At 52.2% G+C, this 15,194-nt stretch carries 16 protein-coding genes; 5 read left to right on the top strand and 11 right to left on the bottom strand.

The window, feature by feature from the left end; translation table 11 throughout:
• Positions 1 to 138 precede the first annotated feature (138 nt).
• Positions 139 to 432 carry a YggT family protein gene (locus K1X45_RS09620; protein ID WP_022709656.1) on the top strand — a complete coding sequence of 98 codons (294 nt, stop codon included), beginning with the start codon at positions 139 to 141 and terminating at the stop codon, positions 430 to 432.
• Between the two features lie 84 nt (positions 433 to 516).
• Here K1X45_RS09620 and ppa read toward each other — a convergent pair whose 3' ends face one another.
• From ppa to ftsE, 5 genes are all read right to left on the bottom strand, one after another.
• Positions 517 to 1,050, bottom strand: a complete 534-nt coding sequence (gene ppa / locus K1X45_RS09615; protein ID WP_022709655.1) for an inorganic diphosphatase — start codon at positions 1,048 to 1,050, stop codon at positions 517 to 519.
• 112 nt (positions 1,051 to 1,162) lie between these two features.
• Positions 1,163 to 1,972, bottom strand: a complete 810-nt coding sequence (locus tag K1X45_RS09610) for a 1-acyl-sn-glycerol-3-phosphate acyltransferase (protein ID WP_022709654.1) — start codon at positions 1,970 to 1,972, stop codon at positions 1,163 to 1,165.
• A gap of 135 nt (positions 1,973 to 2,107) precedes the next feature.
• Complete coding sequence (locus K1X45_RS09605) at positions 2,108 to 2,830, bottom strand: YdcF family protein (protein WP_255560380.1); 723 nt, start codon at positions 2,828 to 2,830, stop codon at positions 2,108 to 2,110.
• Positions 2,831 to 2,954: 124 nt separating this feature from the next.
• On the bottom strand, positions 2,955 to 3,950 hold the full coding sequence (locus K1X45_RS09600) for an ABC transporter permease (RefSeq protein ID WP_220158694.1): 996 nt from the start codon (positions 3,948 to 3,950) through the stop codon (positions 2,955 to 2,957).
• On the bottom strand, positions 3,943 to 4,602 hold the full coding sequence (ftsE, locus tag K1X45_RS09595; protein WP_033315839.1) for a cell division ATP-binding protein FtsE: 660 nt from the start codon (positions 4,600 to 4,602) through the stop codon (positions 3,943 to 3,945). Before ftsE ends, K1X45_RS09600 begins: the two co-directional genes overlap by 8 nt.
• A 363-nt stretch (positions 4,603 to 4,965) precedes the next feature.
• On the opposite strand from ftsE, the gene hpt reads away from it, so the two are divergent.
• Positions 4,966 to 5,511 (top strand): hypoxanthine phosphoribosyltransferase, encoded by a 546-nt coding sequence (gene hpt, locus K1X45_RS09590; protein WP_022709650.1) that lies wholly within the window; start codon positions 4,966 to 4,968, stop codon positions 5,509 to 5,511.
• Between the two features lie 163 nt (positions 5,512 to 5,674).
• Here hpt and K1X45_RS09585 read toward each other — a convergent pair whose 3' ends face one another.
• From K1X45_RS09585 to argH, 3 genes are all read right to left on the bottom strand, one after another.
• On the bottom strand, positions 5,675 to 8,194 hold the full coding sequence (locus tag K1X45_RS09585) for a TIGR02302 family protein (RefSeq protein ID WP_220158693.1): 2,520 nt from the start codon (positions 8,192 to 8,194) through the stop codon (positions 5,675 to 5,677).
• Positions 8,195 to 8,312: 118 nt separating this feature from the next.
• Positions 8,313 to 8,495 carry a lipoprotein gene (locus K1X45_RS09580; RefSeq protein WP_022709648.1) on the bottom strand — a complete coding sequence of 61 codons (183 nt, stop codon included), beginning with the start codon at positions 8,493 to 8,495 and terminating at the stop codon, positions 8,313 to 8,315.
• Positions 8,496 to 8,665: 170 nt separating this feature from the next.
• On the bottom strand, positions 8,666 to 10,066 hold the full coding sequence (argH, locus tag K1X45_RS09575; RefSeq protein ID WP_116088577.1) for an argininosuccinate lyase: 1,401 nt from the start codon (positions 10,064 to 10,066) through the stop codon (positions 8,666 to 8,668).
• A gap of 45 nt (positions 10,067 to 10,111) precedes the next feature.
• On the opposite strand from argH, the gene K1X45_RS09570 reads away from it, so the two are divergent.
• Together K1X45_RS09570 and K1X45_RS09565 are read left to right on the top strand one after the other, a co-directional pair.
• Positions 10,112 to 10,825: a TlpA disulfide reductase family protein gene (locus tag K1X45_RS09570; protein ID WP_220158692.1), complete on the top strand. Its 714-nt coding sequence runs from the start codon at positions 10,112 to 10,114 to the stop codon at positions 10,823 to 10,825.
• An 80-nt stretch (positions 10,826 to 10,905) separates the two neighbouring features.
• A complete protein-coding gene (locus tag K1X45_RS09565) occupies positions 10,906 to 11,526 on the top strand; it encodes a LysE family translocator (protein ID WP_220158691.1) in 621 nt (206 codons plus the stop codon).
• A gap of 8 nt (positions 11,527 to 11,534) precedes the next feature.
• Here the strand turns inward: K1X45_RS09565 and K1X45_RS09560 are convergent, their stop codons facing one another.
• Positions 11,535 to 12,035 (bottom strand): YaiI/YqxD family protein, encoded by a 501-nt coding sequence (locus K1X45_RS09560; protein ID WP_151158892.1) that lies wholly within the window; start codon positions 12,033 to 12,035, stop codon positions 11,535 to 11,537.
• Between the two features lie 100 nt (positions 12,036 to 12,135).
• Between K1X45_RS09560 and K1X45_RS09555 the strand changes: the two genes are divergently transcribed.
• Positions 12,136 to 13,011: a DMT family transporter gene (locus K1X45_RS09555; RefSeq protein ID WP_220158690.1), complete on the top strand. Its 876-nt coding sequence runs from the start codon at positions 12,136 to 12,138 to the stop codon at positions 13,009 to 13,011.
• Positions 13,012 to 13,042: 31 nt separating this feature from the next.
• On the opposite strand, the gene K1X45_RS09550 is transcribed toward K1X45_RS09555, so the two are convergent.
• Positions 13,043 to 14,308, bottom strand: a complete 1,266-nt coding sequence (locus K1X45_RS09550) for an ABC transporter substrate-binding protein (protein ID WP_075653832.1) — start codon at positions 14,306 to 14,308, stop codon at positions 13,043 to 13,045.
• 53 nt (positions 14,309 to 14,361) lie between these two features.
• Positions 14,362 to 15,183: a carbohydrate ABC transporter permease gene (locus K1X45_RS09545; protein ID WP_122093056.1), complete on the bottom strand. Its 822-nt coding sequence runs from the start codon at positions 15,181 to 15,183 to the stop codon at positions 14,362 to 14,364.
• Between the last annotated feature and the right edge of the window lie 11 nt (positions 15,184 to 15,194).

Below are 15,194 nucleotides of genomic sequence, written 5' to 3'. Positions count from 1 at the left end.
GATTGGCAGTTTTACCCGATCTTTTTCTGGTCTGTGATCTTGTGAATAGCAAGAGCGCTGTTTAAATGTGTCTCAACCTTTGCCCGTGCTGATTGAAGTACCGGTGCAATGAACAGTCCGACTGAGTAGGAGACATTTATGCTCGCAATTTTGCGCACCGTTGATCTGGCGCTGGATATTTATACCTGGATCATCATTGCCAGTGCGGTGTTTTCCTGGCTGTATGCTTTTAACGTGGTCAATTCCCGCAACCGCTTTGTCGCTTCGATCGGCGAGTTTCTCTACAAGGTGACAGAACCGGCACTGCGTCCGATCCGCAAGATTTTGCCGGATCTCGGCGGTATTGATATTTCGCCGATTGTTCTGCTGCTGGCGATCTTCTTTATTCGCCAGTTCATGTGGACGACATTGGCTCCGATGCTCTTAAGCTAATCAATAAAAAACCCGCTTGAAAGCGGGTTTTTTATTATCTGTGATTGAAAATCCGGCCACTTGGGAGACTGGCCAGTTTTGCAATTATTTCGCGTTTTTAGCGCGTTCGATCGCTTCAACGATGAATTTACGTGCGTAATCTTCATCGCCCCAGTCACCGATCTTTACCCATTTGCCTGGCTCCAGATCTTTGTAATGTTCAAAGAAATGAGCAATCTGCTGCAGAGTGATTTCCGGCAGATCGGTGTAGTTATGAACTTTTTCATAACGACGGGTCAGCTTTGGTGACGGTACGGCGATGATTTTTTCATCTTTACCGGCATTGTCTTCCATCACGAGAACGCCGATCGGGCGAACATTGATGACGCAGCCCGGAATCAGCGGACGGGTGTTGCAAACCAGAACGTCAATCGGGTCGCCATCTTCCGACAGAGTGTGCGGAACAAAGCCGTAATTGCCCGGATAGGTCATTGGTGTGTAGAGAAAACGGTCGACGATCAGAGCGCCGGCGCTTTTGTCCATCTCGTATTTGATCGGATGACCACCGACCGGTACTTCGATAATGACGTTAACGTCTTCAGGAGGGTTGGAGCCGATGGAAATGGCATCGATATTCATGGGCGTGTCCTTTCATTTGGCGTTCTGATATCGGTTTTCGTGAAACCGTGCAACAAAAACGCAATTTCAGATAAAGCGGCTTATTGTCATGTTCGTGAAATTCTGAGCGCTGTTATGCCTTTGTTTCAGCCTCATTGCGCTGCGCCTGCAATTCCGCGAGGCGGGCTTTGGCTGTCGGCGGCATAGGCGGCGCATTTTTATCCTGTGAGGCCTGTACCAGAAATTCGTCACAAGCTGTTTCTGTGGCTTCAATCAGGCGCTGCAAAAAGACTTCCTTGTCCAGACCCGCTTCAATCGGCGGCAGAATGCGGCAACGGATGGTGCCGGGATAGCGAAGGAACTTACGGCGCGGCCAGTACAGACCGGCATTATGGGCAATCGGCACGACCGGCAGACCGAGATTGGCATAGAGATGGACGACACCATATTTATAGGCCGGCGGCGCACCGGGTGCGCGGCGTGTGCCCTCCGGATAGATCATGATCTGGCGCCCGTCAGCAATGGCTTCCTGCGTGCCGCCGGAAATGGAATGCAAAGCCTTGATCCCCGTACCGCGATCAACAGGGATCATTTTCATTTTCTTCAGATACCAGCCGAATAGCGGAATACGCATCAGGTCGCGTTTGAGAATATAAACCGGATCGGGCGTGTAAGACAAAAACGCATAAACATCCCAGAAAGACTGGTGTTTTGGTGCGCAAATATAGGCGCCTTCCGGCAGGTTTTCCGCTCCTTCGACCACAAAATCAGTGCCGACAATATATTTTTGCAGAAACAGATTGGAGCGTGCCCAGAATTTAGGGACGATCCATGCTTTTTTGCGCGGCAAAATCAGCGTGAGCGGTAAAAACAGGATCATCTGTATGATCAGACTGATATAGAAAGCCAGATTAAACAGCACTGACCGGATGACTATGATCATATCTTGTATCAGCCTTTTAATACGTGCATGACAGGTAAAATAGCTCGGTATTAAACAGAGCGGTTCTTCAAATAGAAGAAAAATCAGCGCTTATCAATTCCGGACATCATTGCGCATCGATCAGCAACTTGTGTTTTAATCATTTTGGCTGAGACTGATATGCGCAAGAGCGCCAATATATTTGACATATTCGGTAAATAACACGCGCAGCGTATCGCCCTGACGCATCCAGTTATTGTTTTTCAGATCGCTGTTAATGACCGGATAGGGCAGGAGTTCGACATTACCGACCTGCCGTGACAATTCCAGAATTGAGCGCGGAATGTGGTAATTATTGGTTACAATGAATATGCGCTTGTAATTATGCTGTTTAATCCATTTGGCGCTTTCAACCGCATTGCCGATTGTGTTGAGTGCCGTACGATCGAGATCTACGCAGCAGGCAAATAAGGCCGGATCTGTTCTGGTAACACGCTGCAAGGCCTCGCGTTTGGTAGACGGATGAACACCGCTGATCAGCAGCCGTTCGCCGCGTTTCTCTGCCAGCAGTTCCAGTGCGACTTCAATACGGGATTTCCCGCCGGTCAGAACGATAATCGCATCGGCTTTCTGATCGGCAGGTGGTGCCTGCAAATTGCTGACATGCTCGCTGAAAATGACAAATCCGATGCCAAGAGCGACGATCAGCGAGAACAGGACAACGGCGACCGGCGGAATGCGTCTGCGCAGGCGCTTCAGCCAATGGCGAATAAAGCCGTCTTTAGAGACATGCACGGATGCTTCGCGGCCGGTTGCTTCTGCCGGTCGTTCGTCATTCTGCCGGTTTTGTTCCGCAGTGTCTGAAGCATTGTTTTGCACATGCATTGCCGTTTGGCCTGTTCATTTTCTCGTATCAGCGCAGATTGCTGTAACCTGCGCAAATCAGTCTTATAGTATAGAGCAGACAGGACAGCGGAGGAAACTGCTTTGTCCGCTGACTGTCCTAATCTTTGCTGCCGCTGATACTGTCCATATCTTTGAGCTGCCGGATCACGGTCAGACGGCTGGTCAGCATTGTGAGAATGCTGACGATGATGATTGTTGCGGCAATACCGATATAGCCTTCGCGTCCGATGGCAAAACTGCCAAACAAAGCTGCCGCCTGATCGCCTTCCGGCGTTGCCAGATTGCGGCTGGTCCACCAGGAAACAATCAAAAATACCAGCAAGGCCGCCGCGCCGCCGTAACAGGCACCTTTGAGTGCTGTACGGAAGAAATGCCACTCAAATTCACGGGCAACAAAGCGGGCTTCAGCACCGATAAAATGCAGCACTTCAATAATATGGCTGTTTCCGGCCATCGCGCCACGCGTGGCAAAAATCACGGTCAGCACTGTGGCAGACAGCATCAGAAACAAGACGCCCATACCGATCAGTACGGTTGTGTGTGCCATGGAGACCAGACGATCTACCCATGTGCGGTGATCGTCAAAACTGGCACCGGGAATATTTTTCTGCAATTCCGAGCGCAGAGTTTCAAAATCCGGCGGATTTTGCTCGTCAATTGTCACCACCACGAGGCGTGGTACCGGCAATTCGTCAATATCCAGACCTGTACCGAGCCATGGCTCCAGCAGGCGTGCTGTGGCTGCACGGTCAACGATATTGGTGCCTGAAACACCGGCAAAACCGGAAGCGATCTGACTGGCTTGTGCGAGGGCCGCTTCCATATCCTGACCATCAACCGGCCGGATCTGAATTGTTGCTTCCCGTGAAATCTGGCTCTGCCACTGGGCAGCCGATGCGCGCACCAGACTAACCCCGCCAATGGTAAGACAGGCGAGGAAGGTCATAATCGCGATAACGGTAATCAGCGTGGTGCCGGAAACACTGACCGGCGGAACGATCGGCGTTGGTCCGCGTTTTTCCCGTTTGCGCTTGCCAAGCAGTTCGAGAAAAATCCCGTGATAATGATCAATCGTTGCACGCAGGTCAGCCATAAATATCCAGCCTTCCCTGATCGAGAATCATACGGCGTGCATCTACCTGATCCATCAATGTCAGATCATGGGTGGCGATAATCACAGCGGTGCCGGAACGGTTAAGTTCCGCGAATAAGCGCAGCAGGCGGCGCGCCAGCGGCGGGTCCACATTACCGGTCGGCTCATCGGCCAGCAGAATTTCCGGCTGGTCAATCAGCGCTCGGGCAATGGCGGCACGTTGTTTTTCACCACCGGACAGAACCGGCGGCAACACATGCATACGGTCACCGAGACCAACCCACTGCATCAGTTCCTGCACTTCATGGCGGTAGGTTGCTTCTTCCTTGCCGCGAACACGCAATGGCAATGAAACATTCTCATAGGTCGTCATATGGTCGAGCAGGCGAAAATCCTGAAAGACGATGCCGATGCGGCGGCGCAGCAACGGAATTTCACTGCGCTGCATTGTGGAGATGTCTTTGCCGAAAATGGTAATCAGGCCGCGTGTCGGTTTCAGCGCCATGAAAAGCAGGCGCATCAGCGATGTTTTACCGGCACCCGACGGACCGGTCAGAAACTGAAAGGAGCGCGGCGGAATATGAAAGGAGACATCCCGCAGGATTTCCGATCCCATGCCGTACCGTAATCCTACATTTTCAAAGCGAATCACTGATTATTTTCCCGATGTTTTTTGCCGGTTTGCTTATGGTTGCCGAACATTGACCCTTGTGGTTAATCTCGCGTTAATCTGCATGCAAGTTTGGCATTTTGAGGTTGAAAAAAGAATAGAAATTTTACGGCTCTTTGTGCACAGACCTGTTGTGTGTAACCGGATAAAACGCAGATTTGATGCGGAACAGGCGTAAATAATGTAAAACTGCCCTTTCAGCAAAAGGCGTAGTACTGTAACAGCTACTTTTTTCTTGCCGGAGATATTTCGGTTCAAGCAGTTTTAGGAAAAGTGGGAACCGGTTTTCCGTCAGAAACTGCGTAATATAAAATCCTAGTGCGGATTAAGACCGGAGACGTGTTTATGCCTTATGTAGGTGGCAGAAATCTTGAAGTTCTGTTCAGTGCGGAGCAGATTGCAGAACGCAATCGTGAACTGGCACAAAAAATTGCCGAGCGTAAGCTGGAACGGCCGCTGGCAGTTTCTATCCTCAAAGGCTCATTCATTTTTGCGGCAGACCTGATCCGCGCCATGCATGATGCCGGTGTTGAGCCGGATGTGGAATTCATTACTGTCTCCAGCTATGGCGCAGGCACAAAGGGCGGCGAAATCCGTCTGGTGCGCGATATCGACAGCGATGTTGAAGGCCGCGATATTCTGCTGATTGATGATATTCTTGAATCCGGCAAGACACTGAATTTTGTGCGTGAACTGATGATGTCACGCGGTGCACGCAGTGTGAGCATTGCCGTGCTGCTAGACAAGCCGGGTCACCGTAAACTTGATCTTTATGCGGATTTCACAGCTTTTGAATGTCCGGATTATTTCGTTGTCGGCTATGGCATGGATGTGGCGCATTCTTTCCGCCAGCTGCCTTATGTCGGCCGCGTTATGGATGAGCAGGAATAAGTTTCCGACCATTCGCTGAATTTAAAAAGCCGCTCATGATTCTGAGCGGCCTTTTTATGAAATAGAGTAGTTCCAGTTAAGTCTGAATTTTTGGAACCGCTCTATCCTTTTGTTTTGCGCATTATCCAACGCAAAACCGCTTCGCACTTTTTCTGGAAATGCTTTATTGATCGCGTTTCAGCAGACGTTCCAGATAGTCTTTTTCCTGCTGGGGACTGAGTGCATCGCCGAGTTTTTTGCGGATTTCATCAAGAATGCGGCGTGCTTTCTGAATATCAATCTGGTTCGGCAGCTGATTGCCTGTGCCCTCCGAGCTGCCCTGACCGGTTTGACGCCCTAACGGGTCCTGACCTTCGCCGGTCTGCTGCCCCTGACCTTCACCCTGCGCCTGCTGCAATTGCTGCATCATGGAGCGGGCACCGCGGCGCAAGGCATCAAGCGCTTCGGCCTGCTGATCTGTGGCCTGTCCGCTTTCGCCATTGCCCAGCGAGCGGCCTGCACGCCCCATGGAATTCAGCGCCTGATCCATTTCTTTCGAGGATTCCAACCCTTGTTGTTTCAGCTGGTCTGTCAGCGCATTCAGCTCATTTTGCAAGTCGCGCTGCTGCTGCTGTAAATCTTTCAGAGCCTGTTCTGTTTCCTGACGGGACTGGCCGTTTTGCGGGCGCTGCTCTCCTTCGCCGTCATAATTGAAATCATCAGACTGTTCCTGCAATTGCTGATCCAGTTTGAAAGTTTCATTCATCAGCTCCTGCTGACGGCGCATCAGATCACCGAGCTTATTCAGCTGTTGCTGTGCGCCGCTGCCTTGTCCCTGACCTTGGCCTTGACCGCTACCCTGACCTTGCTGAGCACTCTGACCAGGCTGGAGATTGTTGAGCATTTCCTGCAATTGCGACAGCATCTGCTGAGCTTCCGCATGATTGCCGGAACGGGCAAGATCTTCAATCTGCTGCATCATCCGGTCAATATCGCGCTGGCTGAGCACGCGGGTATTGGGATTATTCTGGGCGTTTTTATTCGGATTAGTTTGCTGACGGCGCGCCATTTCGTTTAAGTATCGGTTCATGGCTTCGCGCAATTCTTTCGTCAGACGGGCAATTTCCTCAGGACTGGCATTATTCTGCAATGCCTGACTTAACGCCTCCTGCGCTGCACGCAGGGCTTTTTCCGCATCGGAAAGCTGACCATCTTCAATGCCGCGCGCGACATTCCACATATAGCTGACAATCTCGCGCAGATCCCCATCATTGCGCGCCAGTTTCAGACGTTCTCGCACAGACCGCAGACCCAGAAAATGGCTGACATTGGCAATGGTGGTCTGCGGATGCATGGTCAGCGCATCCAGCATTTGCACAACAGGTGTTTTCTGATTGCTGTCGAGCGCCAGCACCTGACGCTGCTCGGCAACGGCGCGTGCCAGCGGATTGATAAACGGGCGCTGCGGCAGCACAAAACGGATTTCTTTGCTTGTGCCTGTCTGGCCTGCATCATCAATCGCCTGCAATTGCAGGGAAACATATTTGCCAGCCCACGGATGCATAGTCAGATCCTGAAGGGCTGTGGTCTCGTCTGTGCTGTTTTTGCCGCGCTTAGGTATAGTCAGCCGCAGTTCCGGCGCGTCTGTCAGCGATTGCGCGCCTTCTTCAGGTTGTTCCAGCAGTTTGATGACAGGTTGTAATTTAGTCACGCCATAGTCATCGCCAGCTTTATAGTGCAGTTCCAATGTGCCATTCAGCGCATAGGTCGGATTACGGGTAAAATCGACGACGGGCGGCGTATCCGGCGTGATGTTAAACTGCCACGCCTGACGGCGTGAACCGGCCTGCAGACTGGCAGCGACCGTTTTATTCAGAAGCAGTTCAAAATTAGTGCTGTCTTGTGTTTTCGCTGTGCCGGAAACCGGTTTGGCCTCAACTGAATAGGCTTTGCCGTCCTGACCGGTCATGGTCAGCTGATTGCGTGTACTGCCGCTGATCTGAACGCTGAGAATACTGCCCTGAGGCACATCCAGCGGTTTTACATCTGTATTGGCACTCAAAAAGACCGGTGCTTTGCCCGTATAGGCAGGTGGCGTAATCCATGCATCAATGCGCCCTTCCGGCCCTGCAAAGCCTTCTGGCGGGTTCCACAGATCACTGATTTTACCGGAAGACGGGCTGAAAGAATAAGCAGCTGTTGAGGCAAACAGCAGAATGACAAATGTGCGCAGGGCATAAGGATCGCGCTGCGGAATATCGGGATGGGGCAGAAATCCGTGCAGCCTGTCCGTCAGCGCGGCCATACGCTTGCGGTGTTCCTGCCAGAGCGCCTGTGCCAGCGGATCGTTACTCTGTCCGGCAAGCTGGTCGTCGCTCAGTTGCAACGGACTATGTTGCAAGCCGTTTTCACGCTCAATCCGACTATTGACTGTCTGATCATCCGGCAATTGAAAATGCCGGAAACGGAAAAGCGCATAGGCATAGGCAAGTATAAAAGCGGCAGACAGCATGAAATGCAGCCAGCGCGGCATGGCCTGAAACAGGCTGAGCCAGGCCAGACTGGCCAATAATGCGGTTAAAAGCAGAACCGGTAATATCAGCGGCCATAAACGCTCAAAGCACAAGACCAATGCCGCTTTGATCCGCAGACGGTAAAGCCTGCGGTCTGCGTTTTCAAAAGATCTGGTGTCCGGTTCAGGCATTCAATATCCGGTTCTGTATCTTAGCGCAGTTAAATTGACTGAATTTAACCTCAGCGAACATGCGGCTGCTCAAAAAATCTGAAGCGGACGCAGTGGATAGGTTGAAATGCGACCCGCTTTAAATCAGCTTATCCAGAATAAATGGTTTTTCTTCGACAGCTTTTTTATCCGGTTTGCGCCAGTCATCATGCACTGTCGCATTTGGCGGGGCTTCCAGCGCGCCGCGACGGCCGCAGCCGGATACAATGCTGCCAACGGCAACAAGCATAATCACAGAGGTCATGAATACGCGGCTATTCATCAAAAAATATCCTGAAACTGGTGGTTGGCCGCAAAGCCGTGAGTAATTTTCGCTGACAGTTTTAGCTGAATTACGGGACAACGCAAACTGTTCGGAGACAAACACAAATCTTTGAAGGGATGCAGACCGAAGGCATAAACCGCCTCCGGTCTGTTGTATAGCGGGGCGGATCAGGCCTTAATAAGGCGTTTTTTCCAGTATTTGATCTGACGACGCACTTCCTGCGGCGCGGTGCCACCGAAAGACTGGCGGCTTTTTACCGATTTATCCACAGTCAGGAAACCGAACACGGCATCGGTAATCTGCGGATGGATCGACTGCATGTCTTCCAGTGTCAGTTTGGACAGATCGACTTTCTTCGATTCTGCCAGTGCAACGGCACGGCCTGTCACATGATGCGCTTCACGGAATGGCAGGCCGAGTTCACGCACCAGCCAGTCGGCGAGGTCAGTTGCCGTGGAGTAACCGGAACCGGCAGCCTTTTTCATCGAGGCTTCAATCACGGTGAGGTCGGAAACCATGCCGCTCATGGCTGCCAGTGCCAGTTCGATGGATTCGGCAGCATCAAAAACCGCTTCTTTGTCTTCCTGCATATCTTTGGAATAGGCCAGCGGCAGACCTTTCATCACCATCAGCAGGCCGACAAGCGAGCCGGTGATACGGCCGGTCTTGGCACGCACCAGTTCTGCGGCATCCGGATTTTTCTTCTGCGGCATGATGGATGAGCCGGTGGAGAAAGCGTCGGACAGGCGGATGAAATTGAACTGCGAGGTTGACCAGATCACAATTTCTTCGGCCAGACGCGACAGATGGGTTGCGCAGATCGAAGCAATCGACAGGAATTCCAGCGCATAGTCGCGGTCGGAAACGCTGTCGATCGAATTACGGGTCGGTTCGCGGAAGCCAAGCGCTTCGGCAGTCATGTGGCGGTCAATCGGGAAGCCGGTACCGGCCAGTGCTGCGGCACCGAGCGGAGATTCATTCATACGCTCAATCGCATCGCGCACGCGGGAGAGATCACGGCCGAACATTTCCACATAGGCCATGCAATGATGACCGAAAGTCACCGGCTGTGCTGTTTGCAAATGCGTAAAGCCCGGCATCACAGTTGCCGCGTGCTCTTCCGCGCGGATCAGGAAGGCTTCGATCAGGATTTTCAGCGAAGCAGCAGTTTTTTCCAGCTCATTTTTGACCCAGAGACGGAAATCAAGCGCAACCTGATCGTTACGCGAACGGGCAGTGTGCAGACGACCGGCCGGAGCGCCGATCAGATCAGCCAGACGGGCTTCCACATTCATATGAATATCTTCAAGCTTGCGCGAGAAGGTAAATTTGCCATTTTCGATCTCGGCTAATATGGTATTGAGACCATCGGAGATCTGTTTGTGATCATCTGCAGAGATGATGCCGGTCTTGGCAAGCATGGCAGCATGCGCCAGCGATCCGGCAATGTCCTGAGCATAGAGTTTGCGGTCATAACCGATCGAAGCATTAATCTCTTCCATGATGGCAGAGGGTCCTGAGGCGAAACGGCCACCCCACATCTGGTTACTGGATTTTTCTGTCGTCATGCGCTTATGCCCTGAGCCGGAACTGTGAAGTAAAAGAACGATATTATGGCCGAAGATAATAAAGAGACAAAACCGAAAAGCGCAATCAGCCCGAAGATGATTTTGTTCGCCGGTATTGCCGGACTTCTGGCCGGTGCCCTTGCGGTATACGTGATGGAACCGCCTTCTGGCAATGTTGTTCCGACAGAGAATACGGCCAGTAATGCCGCAGCAGGCGGCGCAGAGGATGCAAAATGTGCGTTGAAACAGGAGCAGTTAGCTAAACTTTCCGCTGCTGCAACCGGTGAAGTTGCCGGAATGCAGCCATCGGATAAGCCTGCTTTGCTGACACATCTGCAATTTGATGCCCCAGACGGATCAAAAACCACCATCGACGATATGAAGGGCAAGACCCTGCTGGTTAATCTCTGGGCGAGCTGGTGCGCGCCGTGCCGTGAGGAAATGCCAGCTTTGGATAAATTGCAGGCCGAGCAGGGCAGTGATGATTTCGAGGTCGTAGCGCTGAATATCGATACCGGTGATATTTCCAAGCCTAAGAACTTCCTCAACGAGATCGGCGTTGAGAAGCTCGGTTTTTATCGCGATGCCAGTCTGACTGTTTTTAATGATCTGAAACGCAGAGGTTTGGCTTTTGGCTTGCCTGTAACTTTGCTGATTGATGAAACCGGTTGTCAGATTGCGGCAATGAACGGACCAGCACACTGGGCGGGGCAGGATGCTGTTAAGCTGATTACAACGGCCAAGACTCTACGCAACTGATTGGTCGCTATATCCTGTATAATGTGATTTTACAGGATTTGGATTTTCTGCTCTGCTGATTATCTTAAGGGAGATTTTCTATGGGGCTGGATGTCTGGCTTGCCTTCACGGCTGCATCAATTGTTTTGCTGGTGATACCGGGGCCAACAATTTTATTGGTGGTTTCCTATGCCTTGGGGCAGGGCTGGCGCACTGCCATGCCGATGGCGGCCGGTGTAGCGCTTGGTGACTTTACGGCTATGACATTGTCGATGCTCGGCATCGGTGCGTTGCTTGCGGCCTCTGCCACAATATTTACAATCGTGAAATGGCTTGGTGCTGCCTATCTGATCTGGCTTGGTATCAAATTATTCCGCTCCGGTGCCTCAATGCAGGCAGAAGCGCGGGATGCCGATGTATCACCTGTGAAAATGCTGGCGCATGCATGGCTGGTGACATCTCTCAACCCGAAAAGCATCACGTTTTTCGTGGCTTTCCTGCCGCAGTTTCTCGACCGGCATGGCGATTTCTGGACGCAGATGCTGATTTTTGAAGCCACATTTCTGGTGCTGTCTTTCAGCAATGCGTTTCTCTACGCTTTTGCAGCGCATCGTGCGCGCACACTGTTTAAAAGTCCGCGGATTTTGCGCGCTTTCAACCGTACCGGCGGCACATTGCTGATCGGTGCCGGTGTGGCAACGGCAACAATGCGTTCTTCGTAATTTTTTTGTTATGCGGTGAAACCGTCACGCTTCAACCGCACAATTGCGAGATCAAGTGCCGAGAGAAATGCGGAGCGGTCGCGGGCTGAAAACGGCTTTGAACCGCCGAATTGGCCTGATGAAACCGGATTGGCGGAGCGCAGCTCATCCATCAGATTGCGGGTGGCAAGAATATTGCCGATATTGGCCGCACTGAACAGGCGGCCATCCGGTGCAAGCGCAACAGCTCCGGCAGTGACAGCACGATGCGCCAGCGGAATATCCGCCGTGATAACAATCGCACCGGCACGCGACCGCTCGGCAATCCAATCATCAGCGACATCAAGACCGGCAGGGACGATCACACGTTCAATCAGTGGTTCATCGCGCGGAATAGCGATGAAGCTGTTGGCGACCACAAAGGTTCTGATGCGGTGGCGCTCAGCAACTTTATAAGTCTCGTTTTTAACCGGACAGGCATCGGCATCGACATAAATGCAGATGGTTTTGTTTTCATCGGAGTGTGTCATTCATGCTTCATGACAAAGCCAAATGTGAATGGCAAGCGTTTATCGCTTGGCGAGGCAGGGCGGCAGGGATAAGCCGGTTGTATAGTTCGTGGAACAGATCATGCCAGTCAAATATTTCCCTGCTTTATTCGTCTTTCTCTGGGCAACCGGTTTTATAGGTGCGGGGCTTGCTATGCCCTATGCCGAGCCGTTCTGGTTTATGACCGCACGGTTTTTCATTGCTGCGATTATTCTGGCGGTCTGGGCACTGGTAACCGGTGCCCGCTGGCCGGACAAACGCGGGCTTGTGAACGCCGCGATTGTCGGCTGTCTCATTCACGGGATTTATCTCTCCGGTGTATTCTGGGCAGTGCGTCATGGTTTGCCTGCGGGGATGACGGCGCTGGTTTCCGGCTTGCAGCCGCTGATTACTACGCTGATTGCCGCACTCTTCCTGCGAGAGACTGTGTTGCCACGGCAATGGTTAGGCCTGCTGATCGGCTTCTGTGGTGTGGCGCTGGTGGTTGCGCCGAAATTTTCACTCAGTTCCGGTGGGATTAATCCGGCAACATTAAGTGCGGCACTGGCAGCGGTTATGGCGATCAGTATCGGTACAGTCTGGCAAAAACGCTTTGCGGTGAAAATTGATCTGAAAACCGGCACGACCGTGCAATATATCGCTGCAGGTATTCTGACCGGCCTGTTGTCGCTGACTTTTGAAACGAAGACGGTGATCTGGTCGCCGGAATTGCTGTTTGCAATGCTCTGGCTGGTGCTGGTTCTGTCAATCGGTGCGATCTTGCTGCTGCTGATCCTGATCGGGCAGGGTGAAGTATCAAAGGTCGCGTCGTTCTTCTATCTGGTGCCGGGAACCGCCGCGATTATGGCCTATTTGCTGTTTGGAGAAACGCTGACGCTGGTGCAGATTGCCGGTATGGTGCTGACCACATTCGGTGTGGCGCTGGCAACTTTACAAAAGAAAAAACCGGCAACTTAAAGCCGCCGGTCTGATCATTATTCTGATGTGATTAGCGGCGTGGCAGCAGCTTTTTCACTTCATCGGCCGCATCGGCAAGGGCTTCTTCCGGCGTGGCTTTCTGCTCAACAACGCGGGACAGATTATCAACGATAGTCTGGGTTACTTTCACGCCGTTCGAACCGGGGAAAGCATACCAAGGGATCATGATATTCATCTGGCTGAGACCGGCTTTGAACAGCGGGTTTTCGTCATAGAATTTACCGAGATATTCGTCAGATTTTGCGGCCAGCTCATTGTTAGGCACATAGCCGGTACCCGGTACGACGACCGATGCGCCGTAAGGACCGGCAGCAAATTTGGCAAATTTCCATGCGGCTTCAATTTTCGCGTCGTCCGATGTCAGGATAACAACCGCATTGCCACCTGTTGGCAGGCGGCCTTTTTCCGGATTAAGCAGCGGGATTTTAGCGGTGCGCATGTCGAATTTGTCGCCGACATTTTTGATTGTATTGCGCAGGCCGCCGGTGGTCTGGAAAGCAAAGCCGACATTGCCTGCAGCAAAGGCCTGTTCACCGGCTTCTTTGGTAAAGACCGGCAGGCCGCCTTCTTTCACCATGCGGTCGAGCAGTTTGAAAGCCGCTTCACCTTCAGCACCGCTGAATGCGACCTGTTTTTCATCCTCTGAAAGCATCCGGCCACCGGCACCGAACAACAGGGCTGAGAACATCCAGTCATCACCCTGCCAGCGGAAATCGATACCCTGAACGCCGTTGCCGAGCGCTTTGATTTTACCGCCGATGCGGATGACATCATCCCATGTTGCCGGAGGCGTATCCGGGTTTTCGCCGACTTTTTTAAACAGATCCGCATTGTAATACATGATCGGATTGGAGGTTGCGAAAGCCAGACCAACCTGACGGTCACCGATTTTGGCAAGATTCAGAATGGTCGGAGTGAAACCCTGCGCTTCAAAATCAGTTTCTTTCTCGACCAGCGGTTTCAGATCAAGGCCGATATTGCGTTCACTTAAAATGCGCAGGCGGTTCAGGCCGGTAAAGGTGATGTCCGGCAGCTCAGCGGTGCCGTTCTGGCGCATAATCAGCTGAATGCCGTCTTCATAGGTCGCGGAAGGATTGACGAAATGGATTTTGATATCCGGATTTTCTTCCGTGAATTTCTTGGAAATATTGGCCATCACGTCCTGAAAAAAGCCCGGCATAGGATAATGCACATTGAGCGTGGTTTCAGCCAGAGCTGTGCTGCACAGACCGGAAAAGAGGGCAGCAGCAGTCAGAGTACGGGAGAAGAATGTCATTACAGGCTCCGTAAATGTTTGGGAGGAAGAGCGTTACAGACGTGAGGTTGCGATCAGCCTTTGAGGCCGGTCATGGTAATGCCCTCAATGAAGCGGCGTTGCGCTGCAAGAAAAGCAAGAACGAGGGGAAGGGTGATAATCAGCGTGGCAGCCATCAGCGCGCCATAGTCATCACCGGCTTCGGCAGCGCGGAAATACAGCAGCCCCAGAGGCGGTGTGGCCATGTCCATATTGGTGACAACGATCAGCGGCCAGAACAAATCATTCCAGTGTGCAACCACGGAAAAGATCGAAAAAGCAGTAATCGCAGGCCATGCATTCGGCACAATAACACGGGCGACAATGCCGGTTTCCGACATGCCGTCAAGGCGGGCGGCATTAATCAGATCATCCGGCATCGAGCGGAAAAACTGCAGAAACAGGAAGATGCCGAATACCGAGATGAAGAATGGTGCGCTGATGGCAAAATAGGTGTTCAGCAGGCCTGTGCGCTCAAAACCTAAGTAGAACGGCAAAGCCGTAGCGTGGATCGGCACCAGCAGGCCGAGCATCACCGCGCTCATCATCACCTGTGCTGCACGAAAGCGCAGCTTGGCCATGGCATAGGCGCAAGGGATAGCGATAATGACCTGCACGACCAGAATGAGTGCGCAGACCAGAACGCCGTTGAGCAGCAATTGCCCCATCGGTACACGGGAAAAGGCCTTGGTGATATTTTCGATCAGCGCCCAGTTTTGCGGAATGAGGCTGAGCGATGAGGAGAAAATATCCGATTGCGATTTAGCGGCCGTGGAGAGCATCCAGATATAGGGTGCAAGGAACAGCAGCGCACCGAGAGACAAAATCCCGAGGCGGGTAAAACGTAAGACTGACATGATTTCCGCCT

It is taken from the genome of Pseudochrobactrum sp. Wa41.01b-1, assembly GCF_019464455.1.
Classification (GTDB): domain Bacteria; phylum Pseudomonadota; class Alphaproteobacteria; order Rhizobiales; family Rhizobiaceae; genus Pseudochrobactrum; species Pseudochrobactrum saccharolyticum.
The sequence above is the reverse complement of the archived record's forward strand: the minus strand, read 5'-3'. Positions and strand labels throughout refer to the sequence as shown.